This window comes from Vibrio nigripulchritudo ATCC 27043, assembly GCF_000222685.1.
Classification (GTDB): domain Bacteria; phylum Pseudomonadota; class Gammaproteobacteria; order Enterobacterales; family Vibrionaceae; genus Vibrio; species Vibrio nigripulchritudo.
In genome coordinates this window covers 1-19,165 of sequence record NZ_AFWJ01000285.1, presented here as the reverse complement: position 1 = coordinate 19,165, position 19,165 = coordinate 1, and the positions used below count along the sequence as shown (strand labels likewise).

General features: G+C 45.6%; 14 protein-coding genes. 5 read left to right on the top strand and 9 right to left on the bottom strand.

What is annotated here, in order from left to right:
- Complete coding sequence (locus RH89_RS22080; RefSeq protein ID WP_004406798.1) at positions 1–1,275, top strand: serine hydrolase domain-containing protein; 1,275 nt, start codon at positions 1–3, stop codon at positions 1,273–1,275.
- Positions 1,276–1,284: 9 nt separating this feature from the next.
- The gene (locus RH89_RS22075; RefSeq protein WP_004406797.1) at positions 1,285–1,971 is read left to right on the top strand and encodes a hypothetical protein; all 687 of its coding nucleotides are present in this window, start codon (positions 1,285–1,287) and stop codon (positions 1,969–1,971) included.
- A 123-nt stretch (positions 1,972–2,094) separates the two neighbouring features.
- Here RH89_RS22075 and RH89_RS22070 read toward each other — a convergent pair whose 3' ends face one another.
- The 5 genes from RH89_RS22070 to RH89_RS22050 form a co-directional block, all read right to left on the bottom strand.
- The gene (locus tag RH89_RS22070; RefSeq protein ID WP_004406795.1) at positions 2,095–2,850 is read right to left on the bottom strand and encodes a hypothetical protein; all 756 of its coding nucleotides are present in this window, start codon (positions 2,848–2,850) and stop codon (positions 2,095–2,097) included.
- Entirely contained in the window at positions 2,835–3,356 is a 522-nt protein-coding gene (locus RH89_RS22065; protein ID WP_004406793.1) for an RNA polymerase sigma factor, read from the bottom strand. The genes RH89_RS22070 and RH89_RS22065 overlap by 16 nt, the downstream gene beginning before the upstream one ends.
- 7 nt (positions 3,357–3,363) lie before the next feature.
- Positions 3,364–4,080: a hypothetical protein gene (locus RH89_RS22060; protein ID WP_004406791.1), complete on the bottom strand. Its 717-nt coding sequence runs from the start codon at positions 4,078–4,080 to the stop codon at positions 3,364–3,366.
- A 245-nt stretch (positions 4,081–4,325) separates the two neighbouring features.
- Positions 4,326–5,684 (bottom strand): serine hydrolase domain-containing protein, encoded by a 1,359-nt coding sequence (locus tag RH89_RS22055; RefSeq protein ID WP_004406790.1) that lies wholly within the window; start codon positions 5,682–5,684, stop codon positions 4,326–4,328.
- Positions 5,685–5,716: 32 nt separating this feature from the next.
- The gene (locus RH89_RS22050) at positions 5,717–6,355 is read right to left on the bottom strand and encodes a thioredoxin domain-containing protein (protein WP_004406789.1); all 639 of its coding nucleotides are present in this window, start codon (positions 6,353–6,355) and stop codon (positions 5,717–5,719) included.
- 504 nt (positions 6,356–6,859) lie between these two features.
- On the opposite strand from RH89_RS22050, the gene RH89_RS22045 reads away from it, so the two are divergent.
- The 3 genes from RH89_RS22045 (at position 6,860) to RH89_RS30265 (ending at position 11,701) form a co-directional block, all read left to right on the top strand.
- The gene (locus tag RH89_RS22045) at positions 6,860–8,872 is read left to right on the top strand and encodes a methyl-accepting chemotaxis protein (RefSeq protein ID WP_038147018.1); all 2,013 of its coding nucleotides are present in this window, start codon (positions 6,860–6,862) and stop codon (positions 8,870–8,872) included.
- A 157-nt stretch (positions 8,873–9,029) separates the two neighbouring features.
- Positions 9,030–10,784, top strand: coding sequence for an NAD(P)-binding protein (locus tag RH89_RS22040; RefSeq protein WP_004406784.1), 1,755 nt, complete (start codon positions 9,030–9,032; stop codon positions 10,782–10,784).
- A 221-nt stretch (positions 10,785–11,005) separates the two neighbouring features.
- The gene (locus RH89_RS30265; RefSeq protein ID WP_004406783.1) at positions 11,006–11,701 is read left to right on the top strand and encodes a hypothetical protein; all 696 of its coding nucleotides are present in this window, start codon (positions 11,006–11,008) and stop codon (positions 11,699–11,701) included.
- A 120-nt stretch (positions 11,702–11,821) separates the two neighbouring features.
- Here RH89_RS30265 and RH89_RS22025 read toward each other — a convergent pair whose 3' ends face one another.
- From RH89_RS22025 to RH89_RS28880, 4 genes are all read right to left on the bottom strand, one after another.
- Complete coding sequence (locus tag RH89_RS22025) at positions 11,822–14,980, bottom strand: AAA family ATPase (RefSeq protein WP_004406781.1); 3,159 nt, start codon at positions 14,978–14,980, stop codon at positions 11,822–11,824.
- A gap of 438 nt (positions 14,981–15,418) precedes the next feature.
- Positions 15,419–16,786, bottom strand: a complete 1,368-nt coding sequence (locus RH89_RS22020; protein WP_004406780.1) for a YjiH family protein — start codon at positions 16,784–16,786, stop codon at positions 15,419–15,421.
- Between the two features lie 243 nt (positions 16,787–17,029).
- Entirely contained in the window at positions 17,030–17,449 is a 420-nt protein-coding gene (locus RH89_RS22015; RefSeq protein ID WP_004406779.1) for a thiol-disulfide oxidoreductase DCC family protein, read from the bottom strand.
- Between the two features lie 74 nt (positions 17,450–17,523).
- Positions 17,524–18,822, bottom strand: a complete 1,299-nt coding sequence (locus RH89_RS28880; protein ID WP_004406775.1) for a phosphatase PAP2 family protein — start codon at positions 18,820–18,822, stop codon at positions 17,524–17,526.
- Positions 18,823–19,165: the final 343 nt, after the last annotated feature.

Below are 19,165 nucleotides of genomic sequence, written 5' to 3'. Positions count from 1 at the left end.
ATGAAGAAAACACTTCTTTCAGCGTTAATCGCAGCAACTACCGCTTTTGGTGCACAGGCCGTGACTTTTAAAGCACCAGACCGTGAATTCATCGCAGCCGCAGAATCTATTGGTATGACGGGTCAAACATGGGAAACCCCTGAATATATAGCGTCTGCCATGCCTCATGTCTATAAGTTCACCCACAGTTACACGCTGCATAAAGGTGACTTTGTTCTGCAATTCGAGAAAGGCGTACCGCTCGATCTGGATAAGGTGATGGTGTCTGAGTTTGATGGCAGTATTTCAGCAAAGGATTTTCTTGCTAACCGCATGCAAAATCACAATGCAGTGATCATCAAAGATGGAAAGATTGTTCATGAGCACTATGGCAATGGTCTGAATGAATTCTCTACTCATCTTGATATGTCTGTATCCAAATCATTTACTGCGATGGCTGCCGCTATTGCTGTGGGTAAAGGTGCGCTTGACTGGGAAGATCTGGCAATCAAATACGTGCCTGAGCTGAAAGGAACCGCATTTGAAACGGCGACGGTTCAGGAAATCTCTGATATGCGTACTGCGGTCGTACTGGCTGCCGGCACTGCCGAGAAATACTGGGATACTCGTCTTTCTGACGCGCAGGGCTATTACGGTGAAGAGGCATCTGACCCCTACCCAAATGGCACCCTAGATTTCTTTCCTCTGATTACAGAGCGACAAAACTACGCCATGGGTGAGAAGTACGATTATCAGGACGTGAACAGTGAATTGCTGGGTCTGATTGTCGATCGTGCAACTGGCAAATCGTTCACTCACATCCTTGAGCAGGACTTACTGCAAAAAGTGGGGGTGGCAGCAGATGCACACTTTATGTCAGACAAGAAAGGACTCGCGATGGGGTCTACTGGCATGAACATGGCAACCAAAGATCTGGCGCGTGTTGGCCTTCTGTTTCTGAACGATGGAAAGAATGAGAAAGGCGAACAGGTATTGCCTGCCAAATTCGTATCTGACCTTTGGAACGGTAACGATGAAGTACGAAGTGCGTGGCTTAAGAGTAAAGAGTCTGCTCTGGCTCCGGGCTATTACAAAGATCAGTTCCGAGTTCTTGAAGTAGGTGGCTACAGAGTTCTGGCGATGGTCGGTGTGAATGGTCAGGTATGCGCTATCGAGAAGACAACCAACTCAGTTATCACTCTGAATGGTGGCTATCCAATGGCAGAAACACCACGTTTTTCTGCTATGCAATTCCACCAGTTCGTTCCTGCCATCCTAGATGCGCTTTCTAATTAAGGGGTCGATATGTCTATTCAGGTTAAAGCTGCTGTTGTCTGTGCCATTGTGTCTGGGTGCGCTCTGTTTCATTCATGCGCGACCATGGCAGAAGAAACACAAAACGATGTGAACTATGGCGACCCGACTGCTTCATATCGCGGTTTGGGTGTTCAGCGAACCAACGATGGTACACAGGCATCATTGGTCTTTGGTACTGGCGAGCACATTGCGTCTGCAGACTTTGGTTTGCAGGACAACGGCAAAGATTACAACTACCGTGTTCGTTATTTTAACGTTGATCAGGACAACGGCTTCGGATTGTCGGTAGATTTTATTGGCGGCAAAACTGGCGATACAACAAGTAACGGGTTACTTGGCGGCATGGTTCAAAAGTTTGAACTTACACCTAACGTGATGCTAGTACCTATGCTCGCAGCAGGTAAGGTCGGGGCTCAAGATAACGGTCATAAAGTAGATTCCTGGATAGCACAGCCCGGATTGTACGCTATGTATGGGTTCGATGCTGGTCACTGGTTATACGCAAACCCCAAAGCGACATACGTTTACGAAGCTAAAGACTGGACCAACGAGCTAGAGCTTGGAGGCGGATACATGTTAACGGACGAATCCAGCATTGGATTTAAACATGAACTGAGCAAAGTTAATGGAAAAACAGACAGCAAGACCTGGGTTAATCTCTATTACTACTTCTGAGCAGTTTTCTAATTAATCGCCAATTAGAAAAATCCCCGAACTAGATGATTCGGGGATTTTGCTTTGAATGAGAACAGACAGATTTTTAGTGCTTTAAACAGAAGAGTTTTAGTCGCTTGTAACTCACAACACTTCACCCTGACTAAGCTCTACGCACTCACCCCGATACAGAATCCGACTGTTCGGATTTTCATTCATCGTAACCAGAAGCTCTGAGCTGTTTTTTAACGCTTTCCATTCCGTTGGCGACATAAAGCGAACTTTTTGAATGTTGGCTAAGCTATCGATGAGTTTGAGTTCACCTGTTGTTTTGTCTTTCATCCAGACGACGGCTTCAGCCATTGGGAGTGTCTGCAGCCCAAGGTTGAATTGTATTTGAATGTTAGACTCTCCGGGTTTGTCTCCCTGATACGCAACCAATGCAAAGTGATTTGGATGGGATTCGGAGGACATCATCGCCAGGTAGCTCACCGGGCGCACATTTGCGCTATCAGGTATTGTGGAAACCGGCATCAATACGGGTTGAATCAAGGTGCCAATGAGTAACGAAAGCGTCATCGCTGTCGATAACCACCACCATTTGAATCCTTGAGGTGATTTCTTAATGTTGAAGGTACTTGCTTCTATCTGATTCCAGACTCGTTTAGGCGGCGCTGCAAGATCTTCTGAATCTCTAAAAAGTTCGGTTGCCGGGTTTAATCCAGCTAAATGTGAGTGCCATGATTCAATGTGTTCCCACCAGGTCGGGTCGGAATCCATAAGTTGCTCAAGCCGTCGGCGAACTCTTGGGGTTTGTGTTCCCAGTGCGTATTCACCAGCCAGTTTGTCTCTTAACTCAGAGTCAAGATAGCGCTGACCTTGGGTTATTTGGTTAGGCATCGTTTTAACTCCTGCAATCCGCGGCGAATATTGGACTTAACAGAGCCCAAAGGTGCTTTGATGTGTTGCACAATCTCTCGGTGGCTCATCCCGTATTGATAAGACAGAACAATGGCATTGCGTTTGTCTTCATTTAACTGCTTTAAGCACCGTTTGAGGCCTTCATCGACATGATGGTGAGCGGTGTGGTAATGATCTTCAGAAAAAGAGGCAAGCACTTTTTCTCTCTGTTTCCCCTGCTTTCTGACCTCGTCGATCGCGAGATTACGCATACTCTGACAAAGCCATGCCCAGGGATAGTCAACGGGGAACCGGCTGCTGCTGTACCAAAGTTTCACAAATCCTTCATGCAAGAGGTCTGCGGCGATGTGCTCATCTTTGACAACACAAACAATGACGTTAAAAAGCTTTGTGCTCGTCAACTGATAGAGCGCTTCGAAAGCCTCGCGGTCTCGAAGCGCAACTTTGGAGAGCAGTAAACCTATCTGGTGTTTATCTAAACTCACAGTTTCCTCATCGCTTAACCAAGTGCCATACCTGCTTTACACCATCTCCGTTAGTCTCTCCCGGTTTGGTGTCTTGAAACCATCGGTAAAGAGGCTGATTTTTGTATGTCCATTGATAGGTGTTGTCCTTTCTTTGGGTAACACCAAAATCACCAGACAGTTTTAACTTGTCTGCTCCTCGCTCAATGAGCTTTGAATCAACGTAAGCGGGTGGCCACTTAACCTGACATTCTCCATAACATACCGATTGATCTTTTTTGTCTTTGTCGAAGGTATAGAGCGTTAAATTGTTACTATCGACCAAAAATCGACGTTTTCCATCATTGTAAAGCTTTACGCTAACATCATCGGCACGGGCAAGAGGCCAAACGCCTTTTATACCCGCGCCCGTTATGTCACCCGACTTTGTATCTTTGAACCAGCGATATAAAGGCTTGTCATTCAACGCCCACTGCTTAGCTCCGTCATTTCTTGTGATGGTGCTGAATCCTTTCTGCCCATAAAACAGGGATTGATTGCTTCCCTGAGCAAGAAGAGGCGGCCATGTTTCAGCGCATCCACCTGTGCACACGGATTGTCCGGCAGGGTCTTTGCTAAACGTATATAAACTCTTTCCCGAATTGTCCACATAGACATCGCCAATGCTTGTCTCTACAGAATCTTTGGAGGCAGTTGCACAACCCAGAGGGATCAGAGTAAGTACCGCGATAAGCGCTTTTTTCATCATCATGTTCCTTATTATTTGATCTTCATGACAGGAGACGAAGAAACAGCCAATTTGGATGCAGAGAATTGAAATTTATTTGATCGTATTTGGCGCTTCTTAACCGTATGACATGGAGTTTTGGTTTTAATTTTTTAAGAAGGGTTGGAGCAGAAGTGGTATTGAAAAAGAAGAAAGCCACCTGATATTTCGGTGGCTTTCGCATCTAAGCGCATGGCTTATTGTCAGATAAGATTCATCTGATTCTATTTATCCAGTTCTTCAAAAATGTTGTAGATGGAGTCAAACACGTAGGTCATGACCAATTGCTGCCCGGATGGTTGACGATAGTTACCCGTGATAGCAATGGAGTTTCCGGTGCTGTGGTCAAACGCAGAAAACTGACCGTTCACACCTATCATGGTTGAGATAGTACGCCCATTATGGGTCATTGTACGCCATTGGTTTTTGTAAAACGCATTTGGCACCAAAAGGTGCTCATAGGAAACTTTATTCCAAGCACTTTTAACCTTGGCGTCACCTTTCTTGACTTCATCAACGTACTTTTTAGGAAGAACCTGCTCGCCTTTCCAGTTCTTACCATCGTTAGCCATCAGGTAAGACGCGATAGCAAAATCACGGGTTGTAACATTGAAAGAACCAGATGCCGCACTCTCATTCAGATAATTGGTGTACATTGCAGAGTCGGATGTAAATCCGCCCTTGGTCCAAAGATACTTCTCAAAAAACTCAGCCAAAGTCATACCTGATGTGCGCACAACCACCTGACCCAGCATCTCGGTGTTCAGATCTTTGTATTCGTATACTTCACCCGTTTTGAAGCTCGGCTCAATGTTGTTTGCGAAGTAGGTTAGATACTCGCTAAAACTGGTTAGCTCACCAAGTGAATCGGGTTTTGGAAGAACAGAACCGTCCTCTTTAACGATGTGTCCGTTATAGCCAAGTACGGATGGCATCGCACTATCCCAAGACCCTGAGGCGCCTGAACCGTATGACGACCAGTGGTAACCATCGCGGCTTTTAGGCAGTTCCTGAATGCCGCTAGTCATGTCGGCAAAATCCTGAATGGAAACCTGAGCCCAATGTGTGCCGCGCAGTTCTTCAATGTATTTACTCGCAGGTTCAGAGCGCTTGAACAGCCCCTGTTCTTCTGCGATAGCCAAAGCCATTGAGGAGAATGACTTGTGGGAGCTCATGATGTGGAACAGTGTATCCTTGTCAGTACCGTTCCAATATTCTTCCTGAAGAATTTCACCGTTTTTATTCATTACCACAAAGCTTGAAACCGACCCTCGGTCTCGCATAACGTCGTAAACACTGATTTTCTTGTTAGGCACAATGTGGTCAATCAGGATCTTAGACACATCCAGACCACCAACCACTTTAATGGGCATTGCTTCACCATGTTTAATCATGGCGTGATGGTGGTACAGATGAGCGTCTGACATTGTGAATGGCATAAAACGCGCTTCTTCCCAGTTTGCAACCCCTGCACCATAAGCATTTAAGTTTTCTTCCATTTCTATGCTTGGCTGGTGGTATGTTACTGCATGAGCGCTAAAGGTCGCAGCAGCGACTAGAGCAGACAGAATTGTTTTTTTCATAACTATCTCCGAGGAATATGTTGGGCTGTGAATTACGAATTTTTACTGAGGTTTTTATCGACCACTTTTTTGATCAGATCTTTGTACTCAGAAAATGAAGTCACACGTTGCGGAATTACCTGATACTGGTTTCCGACGATAACGGATGGAACAGCAGTAATCCCCATCCGATTCGCATCTAATAGATATGCATCAACTTTTTTATTGGTTTCTTGCGAGAGGAACTGCTTTTGGAAAATCATCGGTTCGATACCCATCTTGCGACCAAAGAACTCAGTCATGGTATTCAGGCATTGTGGTGCGCTGCCTTTACGCATTTCTGTGAACATACGAGAAGTGTATTTCTTCTCCAATCCATGAGACTCAGCAACCGCTAGCCCTTTAGCATGCAAAACATCCAATTTGTCTTTCGGATCAAAGAGAATCACTTTCTTAACGCAAGCATCGCCCGCCAGTTCATCGGATACTTCAGCGAAAATGTGGTCCAGAGTAGCGCAATGACCGCACCGGAAGCTGAAATACACTCGTACATCATCATCCTGTTCTACTGGGGCGGTTACTACGCGGTAATCTGTTCCCTGAACCAGTTCTTCCGCCTGTGCCACATGGGTACCGCATAGAGTGGAGATAGCTAATGCCAGCGTGGTCATTACTTTTGATTTGAATTTCATGTTTCTACCCCAGTTGAATCTCATACAAAACCTAGTTGGTTTTATATTAAACTATTTTTGATTTTTTATTAAGTATTAACTGATTTTTAGTAGTAAATTTTTGTTTATAATTTTGATTTTTCTTAATTTTATTTGATGTATAACTATCTGAGAGGTACTGATAAGGTTAGCCTCAGAAATTAACCCGCGGTGCTCACGTATGAAAGGATGGTAGTTTGCTTGCGTGTGGCAGGAGAGCATCACCTGTTTGTAGTGTACCTCCGATCTTCAATAAGGTTTTTTCTATTGGCTCAATATAACCTTGAGCTTTGATCCCGAGACTTGGGAATTTGCTACAGATTCAGGTAAAGGCTTTTCAATTTAGAGACACTATGTAACTTTTCAACCATTGCGAGATGTTCATTCATTCTTCATTTTTAGTTCATTGAATCAAGCTTAGCCCGGCGCATACTCCGCGCTATGGTCGCCCGACCTTTTGTCTCAATTGAAGTGCTTGGTACAAACATGAATTTAAAACTCACGCAAATGCTGTACGCTGGTTTCTCCTTTATATTACTAACAACTCTAATCCTGTCTTATATTGTTTGGTCTGCCGTTCAGGACTCCGCCAAACTTGCCGAAGAAATAGAATACGACAATGTGCCAGGGGTACTGGCTTATCTGAATGTGAACGACAAAGTTGCAGACTTACAGACGTATGCACTGGAATACCTCAATGGGGAAGAGGATGAAATAGAATCTTTTCGCACTAGTGTTGCCCGATTCGAACACTATTACGCTCTGCTGTATAAGCTTGAATCTAACAGTCAGGCTGAAATCGACAAAATGAACAAGATCAGAGCATTGGCTGATCAGTATATCCGTTCGATAGAGCAAGAAGTGTTTGCTAAATACTCCCCCGCAACTGAGCAGAAAGCAAAACTCTGGGTACAGGAACTGAACCGAGATATCGGTGACCCGCTTGAAGATCTTCTCGACAAGATGAAAGAAGAGGAATTTGCTGACGCATTCAATACCACTGAGCTCAGTGAGTCTCTCAATGATGACTTACCCGGCGTTCGCTATTACTTAGAAATGATTGATGAAGCAGGGGATATGATCGCCTCTCTTAACGCTTATATCATGGGGAATGCAAATGCCCGCCAAGCCTTTGCTGCTGATGCCAAGTCTTTTGAAAGCTATCTGGAAAAGCTAAAGCCATTGGAGCGACGTCCAAATGAGGTGAAAGCGATTGAGCAGATAGAAGCCTACTATTCGCAGATTCTAAAAACCGCAGATAGGGTATTCGACAGTTTTGACCCTGCGGCAAAACAGAAGGCGATAGCTTTGGTCAATACGCTTGAAAACAGCGTGGTATTGCCATTGGAAGAGATTCTGGACCGTTCGTCACGGGAAGAAAAGGCAGACGTAACCAAAGACATTTCCGCAGTAAACGACAAGATGAATCAGATTGTCGCTTGGTTATCCATTAACGCGTTGGTTGTGATCATCGTAAGTATTGTGGTTGCCTTGATGCTGACTCGTGTCATCAATCGCCGCATTAGTGTGATTTACGAAAAAGCTGACCATATCGCTCAGGGGGATCTCACATCGCCCGCGATTAACGAAACCATCAATGATGACATTGGGAAACTGGCCAATTCAATCGATGAAATGCAGGACTCTCTGCAAAAACTGGTTTCGGGGATTTCGTCTGTTGCCGGAGAGGTCACCAGCAATACCAAACAGGTGGATGAAATCAGCAATCAGGTTGCCAGCGACATTCAGGTTCAGGCAGACAAAGCAGCGTTGATAGCCAGTGCTGTTGAGGAAATGAGCGGGACTGTGCGAGAGGTTGCGATGCAGTCTTCTGATGCTGCACAAAGCTCTCAGGAGGCGGGTAAGGTCGCGACAGACGGGGGCAAACTGATGCAGGAAACGGTTCATGGAATGCAGAGAATTGCGGATGTAGTGAACGAGTCGGCAGTGACGGTCGACAGCCTTGGAAGGAAAGGGGAAGAGATAGGCGATGTGATCAAAGTGATCAACGATATTGCTGAGCAAACTAACCTTCTGGCTCTGAATGCTGCGATTGAAGCGGCACGAGCAGGCGAACTTGGACGAGGGTTCGCAGTGGTTGCCGATGAAGTCCGAGGGCTGGCTGAGAGAACTTCTAAAGCGACCGAAGAGGTCAGTGGCTTGATCACCTCTATCCAGAACGAGACCCGAATTGCGGTGGAGCGAATGGGAGAAGGTACCCAGTTAGTGACGGAAGGCGTTGAACTCTCAAACTCGGCAGGTGAAGCGCTGGAGAAAATCGTTCAGCGTGCGGGTGATGTGAATAACATGATTCACTCAATTGCGACTGCAGGAGAAGAGCAATCCACCGCAACACAAGAGATGGCGCACGACATCGCTCAAGTCAGCCAGATTGCCTATTCATCGGTTGAAAAAACGCAGCGCAGTTCTGAGTCCACTCGAAACCTCTACAACAAAGTTAAAGAGCTTGAAGGCATGGTGGCACAGTTCCAGTTGTAGCCTTTCTTTTTACCTGACCCAGCCCCGCATCAAGCGCGGGGCTGCTATAGAATGACGTTCATCTGCCCATCTGATACTAAACTGACACTGTTTCACTTTACCTGAACCTTTACCCTATTTACTTAACACCAATTAAGAATAATAGGGAAAGTTAACCATGCAACAAGATTTCGGAAACGTGAAAAATATCGCTGTCATTGGCGGCGGAACATCCGGTTTGGCAACCTGCTACTACCTGTATCACAAGCTCTCAGAAAGCAATCAACTGGACCAGTTTCGCGTTCACTTATTCGAGAAAGAACAGGAATTGGGCGGCAATGCACACACCGTTGTTCTGAACATGGGTGAAACTAACAATGTTGATAGTGACAGGAATGAAGTCGACCCAATGACTTTAGTTCGCTGGGCTGACATGGGGGTAAACGATGTTAACTTTAGTCGATACAAAACCCTTGAAGCAGCAATGAAAGCGACTGGGTATTTCAGTGATAAAAATCTCAAACCGATTGAAGATACAGCTTGCTTTTTCTCCCAGGATAACCAGCACCTCTACACCGATGACATCCATGTTTCCATTGACCGCCCAATGGAAAGACGTTTTAGCCTGTCAGGTACGCCTCAAGGTACAGTATTTACAACGATTGTAGAGTACGGTACTCAGATGAGCGACTGTGAGAAAAAGCTAGATGCGGCGTGGGACATAGAACTACATACCTTTTTTGAAGTATTAATTGGTCTTGCAGAGGGGCGTTCAGAGGTTCTGAAGCCGGAACTAAAATATGAAATCTGTCTTGAAGCATTCAATGAAATCCGAAAGCAACCTTCTCTTGCAAATATTCCTGGTCCTGAACTGGCAAAACTGATCATTGAAGTGCGTGACAACTTGTTCTTCCCACGAGTGGCAGCCATGTTCTTCACTTCAGACAAAGGGCCACAACATCTTCCCCTCGCCTCCCCATTTGGCTACTTCAGCTATCAGGAAGGGAAAGAGCAAGGAGAGAAATTCCCTGATCGACGCTACTTTGTCGGCGGGACAAAAAGATGGATTGAGCATCTGACTGCTTACCTGAAACAAGGTTTTAACGTTAACCCAAGCGATCCAAAACTGTTCATTCACACTGGTGTGGATGTAAAGTTCAAAGCAGAGGGCTCCGGCTTCTCAATTGCTAGTATTAAAGGCACAGAAGACGATTCATTAAGAAATGCTCCGTTTGATGCTGTAGTTAGCACCATTCACGCGAATCATGCTCGCACTCAAATTTCCTTCGATGCTGCACATGCCGAGCAAGGTAACGTGTTGGACCCTATTCTTGCCCGAATTAAGTACACCCAAAGCATTGGTATTGTGCACACAGACGCCAGCGTAATTTCTGCCAATGTCAACAGCTGGAGAACGTTCAATATCTCGATTCGCCATGGTGAAGCTATGGTGCCCTATAGCATCACTTTCCAGGAAAACCGACATCAGAACGACTGGTGTAACCCACAAATCAGGCATGCACCAGAGCTGAGCTATTTCGTTACCCTGAATCCCACACAACCTATTGCTGATAAGTTTGTGCTTCGCACAGTTGATTCCAACGAGAATCTGGATTTCTTGTGTGGTACAGACTTAACAGAGCTTCCTGAGTCGACACAAAAGCACCTGAAATCTGGTAGCGATAAAAACCTGCTGGGTCGAACAGACAATAAAGCCATTTTCTACTTTGCTCACAACGTGTATGACAAAGCAGCGCACCAAAGCCAGCTTGATATTGAGGAATACCATACGAATCTGGCAATCAACGTAAAACAAAATGGCTACGCGCCTATTGTTTACGCTGGGTCTTGGTGTGCGGAAGTGGGCTTGCAGGAAACGTGCTGGAAACAAGCTGAAAATGCCGTAGATAAGCTTCTGCCTGTCTTCTCATAAAGAGATAGCTATCTTAGCGTAAAGAAAATCCCATTCGTCTATTTTTGACCGAACCACCCAATATGTTGTGTTGAGTATTGGGTGGCTTTTTGCTTTTTATAGCCTCTAAAAACCTTTATTCCTTTTCAACTGAGACCAAACTGAACCAGATTCTTTGCCACCTTAAAACTAAGCTGAATACGTTGATTTATTTTAAATACTCTTTGTAAAAGGAAATACTCATGTCCCGGTTCGCGCTTGGTGGTTGGTCTAATTTTCGTCAATTAAATCTGGAAGATAAGTCGGTCTTCAACTCGGCATTTGATGGGTTTGTTGGTGTTCACTACGAACCTTTTGAAGTCCAGACTCAAGTCGTTGCTGGGGTAAATTATCGCTACCTGTGCAAAGCAAACCGGGTTAATGAACCTGCTCTGCATTTCTTTGCCTGGGTTTCCATTTTCACGCCTTTAGATGGTGGTGCCTACATCACCAATATTCAGCGGATTCAGGAACCTAACGTGGTTCAAAATCAGAAGGTGGATCAGTTTGAGCTGGTTAGCCTGACTGCGGTTCTAAACAATGGTGTGGCTGAATCTGCAGAGGACGTACTCGGCTTTGAGCACCTGGTGAGAGAAGGGGACGAATGTTATCAGTACTATCAGGCGGAGCGCGGGTTAGGGTTAACACACGCCAATCAGGTTATGTGTCCAATGGGGCTGGGTGTGATTGACGGTTACAAAGTGAGTTACAAGCAAGCCATTGAGCTTTTCCATACCGGAGACTGGGGAGGAAAGTTCATTTACCTGACGCTTTCCAGAATCGTTTCACTCAATGTCAAAGAACCCGTTTGGACCTTCATTTCGGATCTTGGCACTCAGGTTCAGATTGGTGCCAACACGGGTGAAATTCATGAAGCGGTGCTGACTGAGTTGGTCTAAACGTGATTTGGGATGAAGCTGCGATACCTCCCTCTCTTATGTTTGGGGGAACGTAGGAAAGCGAGAGGTATCCATCCCTTATTTTAATGTAATTTATATCCCTACATGAGCACGTGTATCTCAGAAAACAGGCATTGCATTCAGCTCATCTGTAGAGATCTGAGCTTGCAAAATATTCGCTTGTTTTACCTGTTGGTTAAACGCATCCAATTGAGCCTCGGAGCTGTTATTAGTTAACAATGCCAGCATTAAGTCAGCCTGATTCAGATAAAGATCGCGCCAGGGCGATGGTTCACACTGCGATTTCAACTGCTGCTGGTAGTTGGCAAGCAGCGTACGATCTTTTAAATTCCAGGCAGTTCGAATGCCTTGCTGATAGAAACGAAGATGATTGTGCCCTGCACAAGGCTGAGCAAGCCACTGTTCTCCCATATCCAGCGCCTTTCTTGCTTCTTGCCAGAACGGGCTGACCATGGCTTTGGTTCCGCATAACCAGGGACCAATAAAGGCCTGGAGGTTGTTTTCCTCGACCAGATTCAACCCCTTATCGATGAATGCTTTCGCTTCGTCAGGTTTATTTTGATACCACTTGAGGCGAGCCTTGGCTTCCATTAGACAGGCTATGAACCTGACGGCGTTGAATTCCTCGGCGATAGAAAGAGCCATGGTAATTTCGTTGTCTGCCTGCTCCAGTGCGTTGAAGTCGAGCAGGATCCACGCAGCGGTTAAACGTGACACAATTTCAGCTCTTCGGTTACCCGTTAGGTAGGCAAGCGTGGCTGATTGTTGAGATTGTTGAAGCGCCTGAGACGTTTCCAACTGATAAATCAGAGTGGATGCCAACATGTAGCGGTTTGATGCTTCTATCTCAAGAAACTGATTTTCCTCACATATGCTCAGGCTTTGCCTAAAGTTGTTGTATGCGTTGGTCATGTTGCCACGTAAATATTCACAATCGCCCAGACCGCTTAACGCCTTGGCTTTTGCTTTGTCGCAGTTGGCTTTCTGGCTGTACTCCAGCGCTTTCTGATGCTCTAGCTCGCAGGCTTCGATATTTCCTGTTGGGAATAGGATGTTGCCTCTCATTGAGTGTACTTCAGAGAGTTGAGCATATTGCTTGGAAGGTTCCGAAATGTCTTGGGCGGTTTGTAATATCGAAAGCGCCTTATCAATCGCATCCACTACCTGATAAGGGTTGGCTAAATCTATGAAATACTGGCTCGATGCGGTGGAATCCGTGTTGTGATTCGCTGCCTGTTCTAGAAAATGGATGCATTCTTTCACTTTACCCATGGAGTAAAGGCAGTTTCCTTTCAGGTTTAGCGCATACGCAGTTTCGCTTTTTGGGACGATCTCTATCGCTTCTTCAATCAGTTCCAGTGCCTGCTCAAACTGGAAGCTGGCAAGGTATTCCTTGGCGCTTTTGATCAGAATAGTGAAAGCGTCTTTACACTTGGCACGTTTTGAGTGCAGGGCGAACTGTTTTTTGTCTCGCTCTTCAAACCATTTGGCGCAGTGCTCATTCAGTAACTGTTTTTCACTCTCCGAAAGCTGTTTCTGAACTGCAGAGCAAATCAGGTCATGGTGGAACATAAACCCTTGATCGGAATGTTTGATCAGACCAACTTCAAGCAAGGTTTTTGGGTAGTAATTGTCGTCATTAAGGACGAACTGAAGTTGCTCCAGGCTGAAACACTGACCAAATACCGACGCAGCTTTAATGGCAGACAAGCTGTTGGAATCGAGCTTACACAGCTGCACCATAACAAGGTGTTCCATCGATTCCGGAACAGTATTCCCCAGCCGGGAACAAAGCAAAGATTGACGCAAAAACAGGGGGTGTCCGCTGGCGCGCTCGACGCATCTTTGGATAGCATCCTGGTTACCCGGTGCCATCCAGTTTGCCAACTGTATCGATTCATCCATGTTGAGAGGAGATAATGCGATCGTCTGAGCGGTCTGGAACCAGTCTGGCGCATTGAGCAGATGATTTTCAGAGCGGAAGGTGAGCACAAGCATTACTGGGAATTTATGACTTTGCGCTGCTACGATCTGAACAATGGTCAGTAACAGCTCATTTGCCCAATGCAGATCTTCAATCGCGACGATGAGCTCTTTGGATTCTGCAGGTCTGTGAGTCAGCAGTGCGATGATGCTCTCTTCAATAGCGCGCTGGCGAGATGCATGTTCCATAACATCGAGTAGTCTTTGCTCTGACTCGTGTAGCTTAAGCCCCATCAGCCAGTAGATAAACAAGTGATGAGAAGAGGCAATAGGGGAGAGGGCGATTCGCTGGCGAATATCTGCATGATCGTCATTTTCACCAAACCCAAACAACGCGCGAATCAGTTTAACAGTGGGTAGAAGCGAATTCACAACGCCAAAGTTCAGAACCTGCAGACGAACAGGGGAACGGTGCTGCGCTTCTAGCATGTCGATAAACTTGTGCAACAAACGGGTTTTGCCTATCCCTGCCATCCCTGTGAGGCAGACAGTGGTTCCTTTTCCGTGTTGGTAGAGGTCCGCGACCATAGTATTCAGTTGACTGAGTTCAGATTGCCGACCGACAAAGTAATCGGTCTGAACCTGACACATGGATACGATGCGCCAGTCTCGGTAATCTGGGTTTTCAGGTAGGAACACGTTTCTTGGTCTGGCGCAGTTTGAAGACACAAAACAAGGGCAGGCAACAATGTCTCCCCAGGTGACTTGGTTAAGCAACGTTTTTGTCGCTGATTCAATACTTTGATTATCAATCTGGTTTGTCGGCGATTCACTGGCTTCCACAAAGAGGCGGATCTGGTTCTTCAACGTGAATTGCAGCATGGCGCACAGCCGACGCATGCGTTCAAACACAAATTCATCACTGGAATTTGTCAGCCACCCAAACTCAAGAAAGTTGCCGTCTTTGTGGTAATAGCTGTAGGACTTATCGTTGAGCTCTTCAACACGATCGCGTAAATTCTCGTCGGAAATTTCGATAGCAAGCCTTAAAACCTGACGTTTGTATTCTGGGACAGTAGCCAGCTCTTTTTGTAAATCGGGGGCGGAGTTCTGAATGAGGCTTTCTACCGATACATCATAAAATTTAGCCAGTTCTTTCGCTGTTCTGTAAAGGATGCTGCTTCCTGATTCGGCACGCTTAATCGAAGACAAGGACACATACAGGCGTTCTTCTGCACATTGTTCCGCCAACTTCTCCTGGCTTAATCCTTTCTGCTTTCGAAGTTGTTTTAGCAAATCCCCGTTTAATGGCAGGCGGCCATCTTTAGAACTCATTTTTAAAATCCATTTAGTTAATCGGAAGCGCAAGATGCTCAAAACTCTGTGCCCGAAAACACAAAGGTCTTACTGATAGAAAAGATAGTTATTGCTTTGAATTGCTTAAAAAATAACTAATAGCAAAAAATGAGAGACATTCAATTCATTGATACATTTATATGTTCTCATTATCACAATTTCTAATATTAAAATGAGCCAAGTAAAAAACAATGACGATTATGTTTCAGAGGGCTAAATGTGGAGGGCGTTTTCTAGAAACAGGCGTAAGTTGACCTTTTAGTCAATTCTAACTACATGAATAAAAAGTAATTATTGATTTATTTATAAATTGCGGGGATTCTTAGAAAAATGTAACTGAATTTGTTGCAGTGCGTATTCGGAATAAAGAAACCCTCGCCAGATTGACGAGGGTTGGAGTGAAGGTTCACTGATAAATCAGAAGATGAGGTGAGCAACACCTGCAATCACAGGAAGGGTGATCAGCGTACGCAGAATAAAGATGATGAACAGTTCTGCGAGGTTTACTGGGATACGGCTTCCTAGCAGTAGTGCGCCCACTTCAGACATGTAGATAAGCTGAGTAACCGACATGGCAGCGATAACAAAACGAGTCAGGTCACTTTCAATGGATGCCGCTAAAATCGCAGGAATGAACATGTCTGCAAAGCCAACAACGATGGTTTCAGAGGCTTTTGCCGCTTCCGGAATATTCAGAAGCTCAAGGAAAGGTACGAAAGGCTGACCAAGAATAGAGAATACCGGAGTGTATTCTGCAATAACCAAAGCAATCGTCCCTAACGCCATCACCACTGGTAGCACGCCGAATACCATGTCCACTGCGTTTTTCAGACCTTCAACACACACTTCTTTTGCTGATTTCACACGGCTTGCTTTTTCAACCGCCAGATTCATACCCCAAGACCAGCTGTTATAACCTTCAGGAATCGCATTTTCGTTGGCGTCTGGTGCAGTACCATCAATGTACTCGTCTTTTTTGTAACTCAGTGGTGGAAGGCGAGGAATGATGACCGCGGCGACTAAACCAGCCAGGCAGATTGCACCATAGAAAGGCAGGAACATGTGTTCAAGGTTTACCTGAGCCAGTACAACCAGACTGAAAGTGATCGATACAGCAGAGAAGGTAGTACCGACAACCGCCGCTTCACGTTGGGTGTAGAACTTTTTCTCGTATTGCTTACTGGTCAACAGGATACCAACGCTGCCATCACCCAACCATGAAGCCATACAGTCGATAGCACTACGACCCGGCAGGTTAAACAGAGGGCGCATGATTTTGCTTAAAAGCGTACCGAATAGCTCCAGCAGACCAAAGTTAAGAAGCAGAGGAAGAAGCAAGCCAGCAAAAATGAAAACAGCAAACAGTGTTGGCAATAGTCCTTCCAGTACCAGCCCACCAGTGTTTTCTTCCCAGATGGCTTTAGGACCCAGTTGGAAGAAAGTCATCAGTACAGCTATACCACCAATGGTACGAACGGCAAACCAAAGAGGAGAAGGATCAAACAGACCCGTTAGAAAAGTGTTATTCGCAACAAAAGCAGGCTTTGCGATTTTATTAATGATGGTTGCGACAGACATAAAGCCGATGACTGCAGTAACCAAAGGGACAACCATGTCGCCCAATAGATCTTTTAGTGCACCCGCTAAGACCGCAACAGGGATAGTGATATCACCCTGATAGCTGACGGGTGCCATGAATAGGAAAAGACCCAGCAAGGAGGGGATCAAAAATACCCAGAAATTCTTTTTGCTCTTGGAAGAGCTGACTGTGTTTACGTTATCCATCTTCTTATACTCTTGTTACCGCTAGTAAATAATTATTCACTAAACATTAGTATTCATTCATTGATGCGAAGAGTAACTACTTTTCATGGTTAACGCAATACTATTCAATGTTAATTACTAAATATTCAGTGATAACGGCGGCTAATGGTTTGATAGGTGGAGTATTGTAACAACTATGTTGCATTTAAGTAGCGAGATATACAGAAGTGATAAGTGGATCAAGAAGTAAACAGAAATGCCACCTTATGGGAGGCGGCATTGTTCGCAGTCACTGCGGCGTTTTCCGGTAAGAAGCCATGATATGGTATAGCGGTGCTTGGCGAATCTTAGGTATGCCCAGTCTGCGACGACACGAATACCGGGCTTGCGTAGCCAGTTGACCCAGAGTTTGCGTTCAACAGCATTCCACGCGGCTTGGGTCACATCCAGACCGAGCAACAGGTTTCCATTCCCATCAATGGCATGAAGAATGCGATTCGCGCTTGCTACATCAATCTGTGGGTATTGCTCACTGAACTGAGGCTGATAGATATCGACGAGCTTCAGCTTCTGATGGGTATCGAAGTTTTTTAGCTGGTTCATTTCCGCTTTACATAGCGGGCAGGTGCCGTCATAAAAAATAGTGAGTGTCATGTCTTTCTCGTCAGCGGTGTCTTCAGACATTGTACGAGTAACCTTCCGCCAAGATCAAAAAAGCTCCGAAATTCGGAGCTTTGAATTCAGCGTTTATGATGAGGTTAGAAGCGGTTCGAAAAAACCAGCTCTACAGAACTGTTGTCGTAGCTGACCGCATCAAAATCTGTGCTGGTTGGCAGATTTGTTGAAGAAGCCAAGTAGTTCAAACCCATATCCCATGCACGATTGATCTGGTAGTTAACACCAAGTTTTGCCGTGCTGTGTTTATTGTTACCCCAAACCTGATAGCGGTATTCACCGGTCAGATCTAGGCTGTCGAATAAGGTGTATGTAGCGCGTGCTGTCATCGCAGGCAGAATACGCAGGTATTCACGTTTTTCATGCTGACCTAACTCTTCAGCATTTGCGATCTCATAGCCGAAATGGTGTGCGTAGAAGCCCAAACCAAACTTCACATCGAAGTTATCTAAAGGTTCGTACCCTTTGTAAACATTACCGCCCAACATATAGTGGCGATATTCGCTCACCAGAGATTCGCCCTTGTTGTACGTGGTATCTTGGTATTTGAATGTTTCTTTCGCTGTACCATTTACACGCAATTCCGTTGGGATGAACTCAAAGTCCAGCATGTCGTTGTTTGAAAGCTCACGCGAGTATGTGATTCGCGTGTATGGTTGCAGCTTATCGACCTTTTTTGTGTCGCTGAAGTGGCTGTTTGCGATCAGGTCTTCCGTGAAGAAGTTCAGGTGAGACCCTAAGCCCACTTCGATTTTATTGTAAAGCGGCGTAGCAATGTGCTGGATCTTATCCTTGGCGGTACGCTCTTTGTTAAAGGCTTCTTCAGTAATGGTCACGTTAAGCGCCATGCCATCTTCCGTCTGTTGCGCGTTCATGTAAACGCCATCCGCAGCATAAGGAGACACAAAATACTGATTCACCAGGAAAGAAATACCAGCGCTGGCGGTTACATCACTCACAAAGTGGCGCTTACCATGTACACGGCTGTAAGCCACGTAAGACGCTGCTGCATAGGCTGGGATGCCCCATTCTGCACCGTAGCGCATTTGCAAGAAATGTGCGCCTGAGAACCCAGCTGCCGCATGGCCAGACGGGTAAGAGCGTGGGCTGGTTCCACTTGGTCGCTGGCGACCTACTATTTTTTTAGTGGTATCTACAATGATTTGAGAAGCCAGAACAGAATATGTCAGCTGTTTTGCGCCTTCCCAGTCGTCGTGCATCCATGCCGCCATATAGCCACTAAGCGGGATGAATAGTTGCAGCATATCGCCAGTTTCAACGGTTGAGTCTGAACGAATATCGGTGATTTCGGACGCTGCCATAGCCGGTGCGGCCGTACCCAGTGCGCCGATGATCATCGCGGCACAAGCACGTAACTTCATTGTGTTTCCTTTTAATTGAAATGATTCATTCTTGGAATCAATCTTTAATGCAGCGGCGTATTATACGTGCTGTTTATATAACTGAAAGTAAATATACCCAAGTAACCTCAAAATGCGTGTTTCAGCGAGAATTAACTGGCTTTTCAGACAAGACACCGATTTGAAGATCTAGTGGCTCTAAATCAAGAATCGGTACCGCAGTATGAAAGCCAGTTAAACTCGCCCTTGGGAGCCCATATTCTGCTCCATTTCATTGTCAAAGAACTTGGAAAGGACGCGTCATTCCACTGCGTTCTTTTTCTTGAACTGAAACAGAATATGAGGCTCTGAATCCTGCATCTTG

Bases quoted from the DNA above. Each gene is read 5' to 3' on its own strand.
- RH89_RS22080 (WP_004406798.1), top strand. From the start codon at position 1: ATGAAGAAAACACTTCTTTCAGCGTTAATCGCAGCAACTACCGCTTTT.
- RH89_RS22075 (WP_004406797.1), top strand. From the start codon at position 1,285: ATGTCTATTCAGGTTAAAGCTGCTGTTGTCTGTGCCATTGTGTCTGGG.
- RH89_RS22070 (WP_004406795.1), bottom strand. From the start codon at position 2,850: ATGCCTAACCAAATAACCCAAGGTCAGCGCTATCTTGACTCTGAGTTA.
- RH89_RS22060 (WP_004406791.1), bottom strand. From the start codon at position 4,080: ATGAAAAAAGCGCTTATCGCGGTACTTACTCTGATCCCTCTGGGTTGT.
- RH89_RS22055 (WP_004406790.1), bottom strand. From the start codon at position 5,684: ATGAAAAAAACAATTCTGTCTGCTCTAGTCGCTGCTGCGACCTTTAGC.
- RH89_RS22050 (WP_004406789.1), bottom strand. From the start codon at position 6,355: ATGAAATTCAAATCAAAAGTAATGACCACGCTGGCATTAGCTATCTCC.
- RH89_RS22045 (WP_038147018.1), top strand. From the start codon at position 6,860: ATGAATTTAAAACTCACGCAAATGCTGTACGCTGGTTTCTCCTTTATA.
- RH89_RS22040 (WP_004406784.1), top strand. From the start codon at position 9,030: ATGCAACAAGATTTCGGAAACGTGAAAAATATCGCTGTCATTGGCGGC.
- RH89_RS30265 (WP_004406783.1), top strand. From the start codon at position 11,006: ATGTCCCGGTTCGCGCTTGGTGGTTGGTCTAATTTTCGTCAATTAAAT.
- RH89_RS22025 (WP_004406781.1), bottom strand. From the start codon at position 14,980: ATGAGTTCTAAAGATGGCCGCCTGCCATTAAACGGGGATTTGCTAAAA.
- RH89_RS22020 (WP_004406780.1), bottom strand. From the start codon at position 16,786: ATGGATAACGTAAACACAGTCAGCTCTTCCAAGAGCAAAAAGAATTTC.
- RH89_RS22015 (WP_004406779.1), bottom strand. From the start codon at position 17,449: ATGTCTGAAGACACCGCTGACGAGAAAGACATGACACTCACTATTTTT.
- RH89_RS28880 (WP_004406775.1), bottom strand. From the start codon at position 18,822: ATGAAGTTACGTGCTTGTGCCGCGATGATCATCGGCGCACTGGGTACG.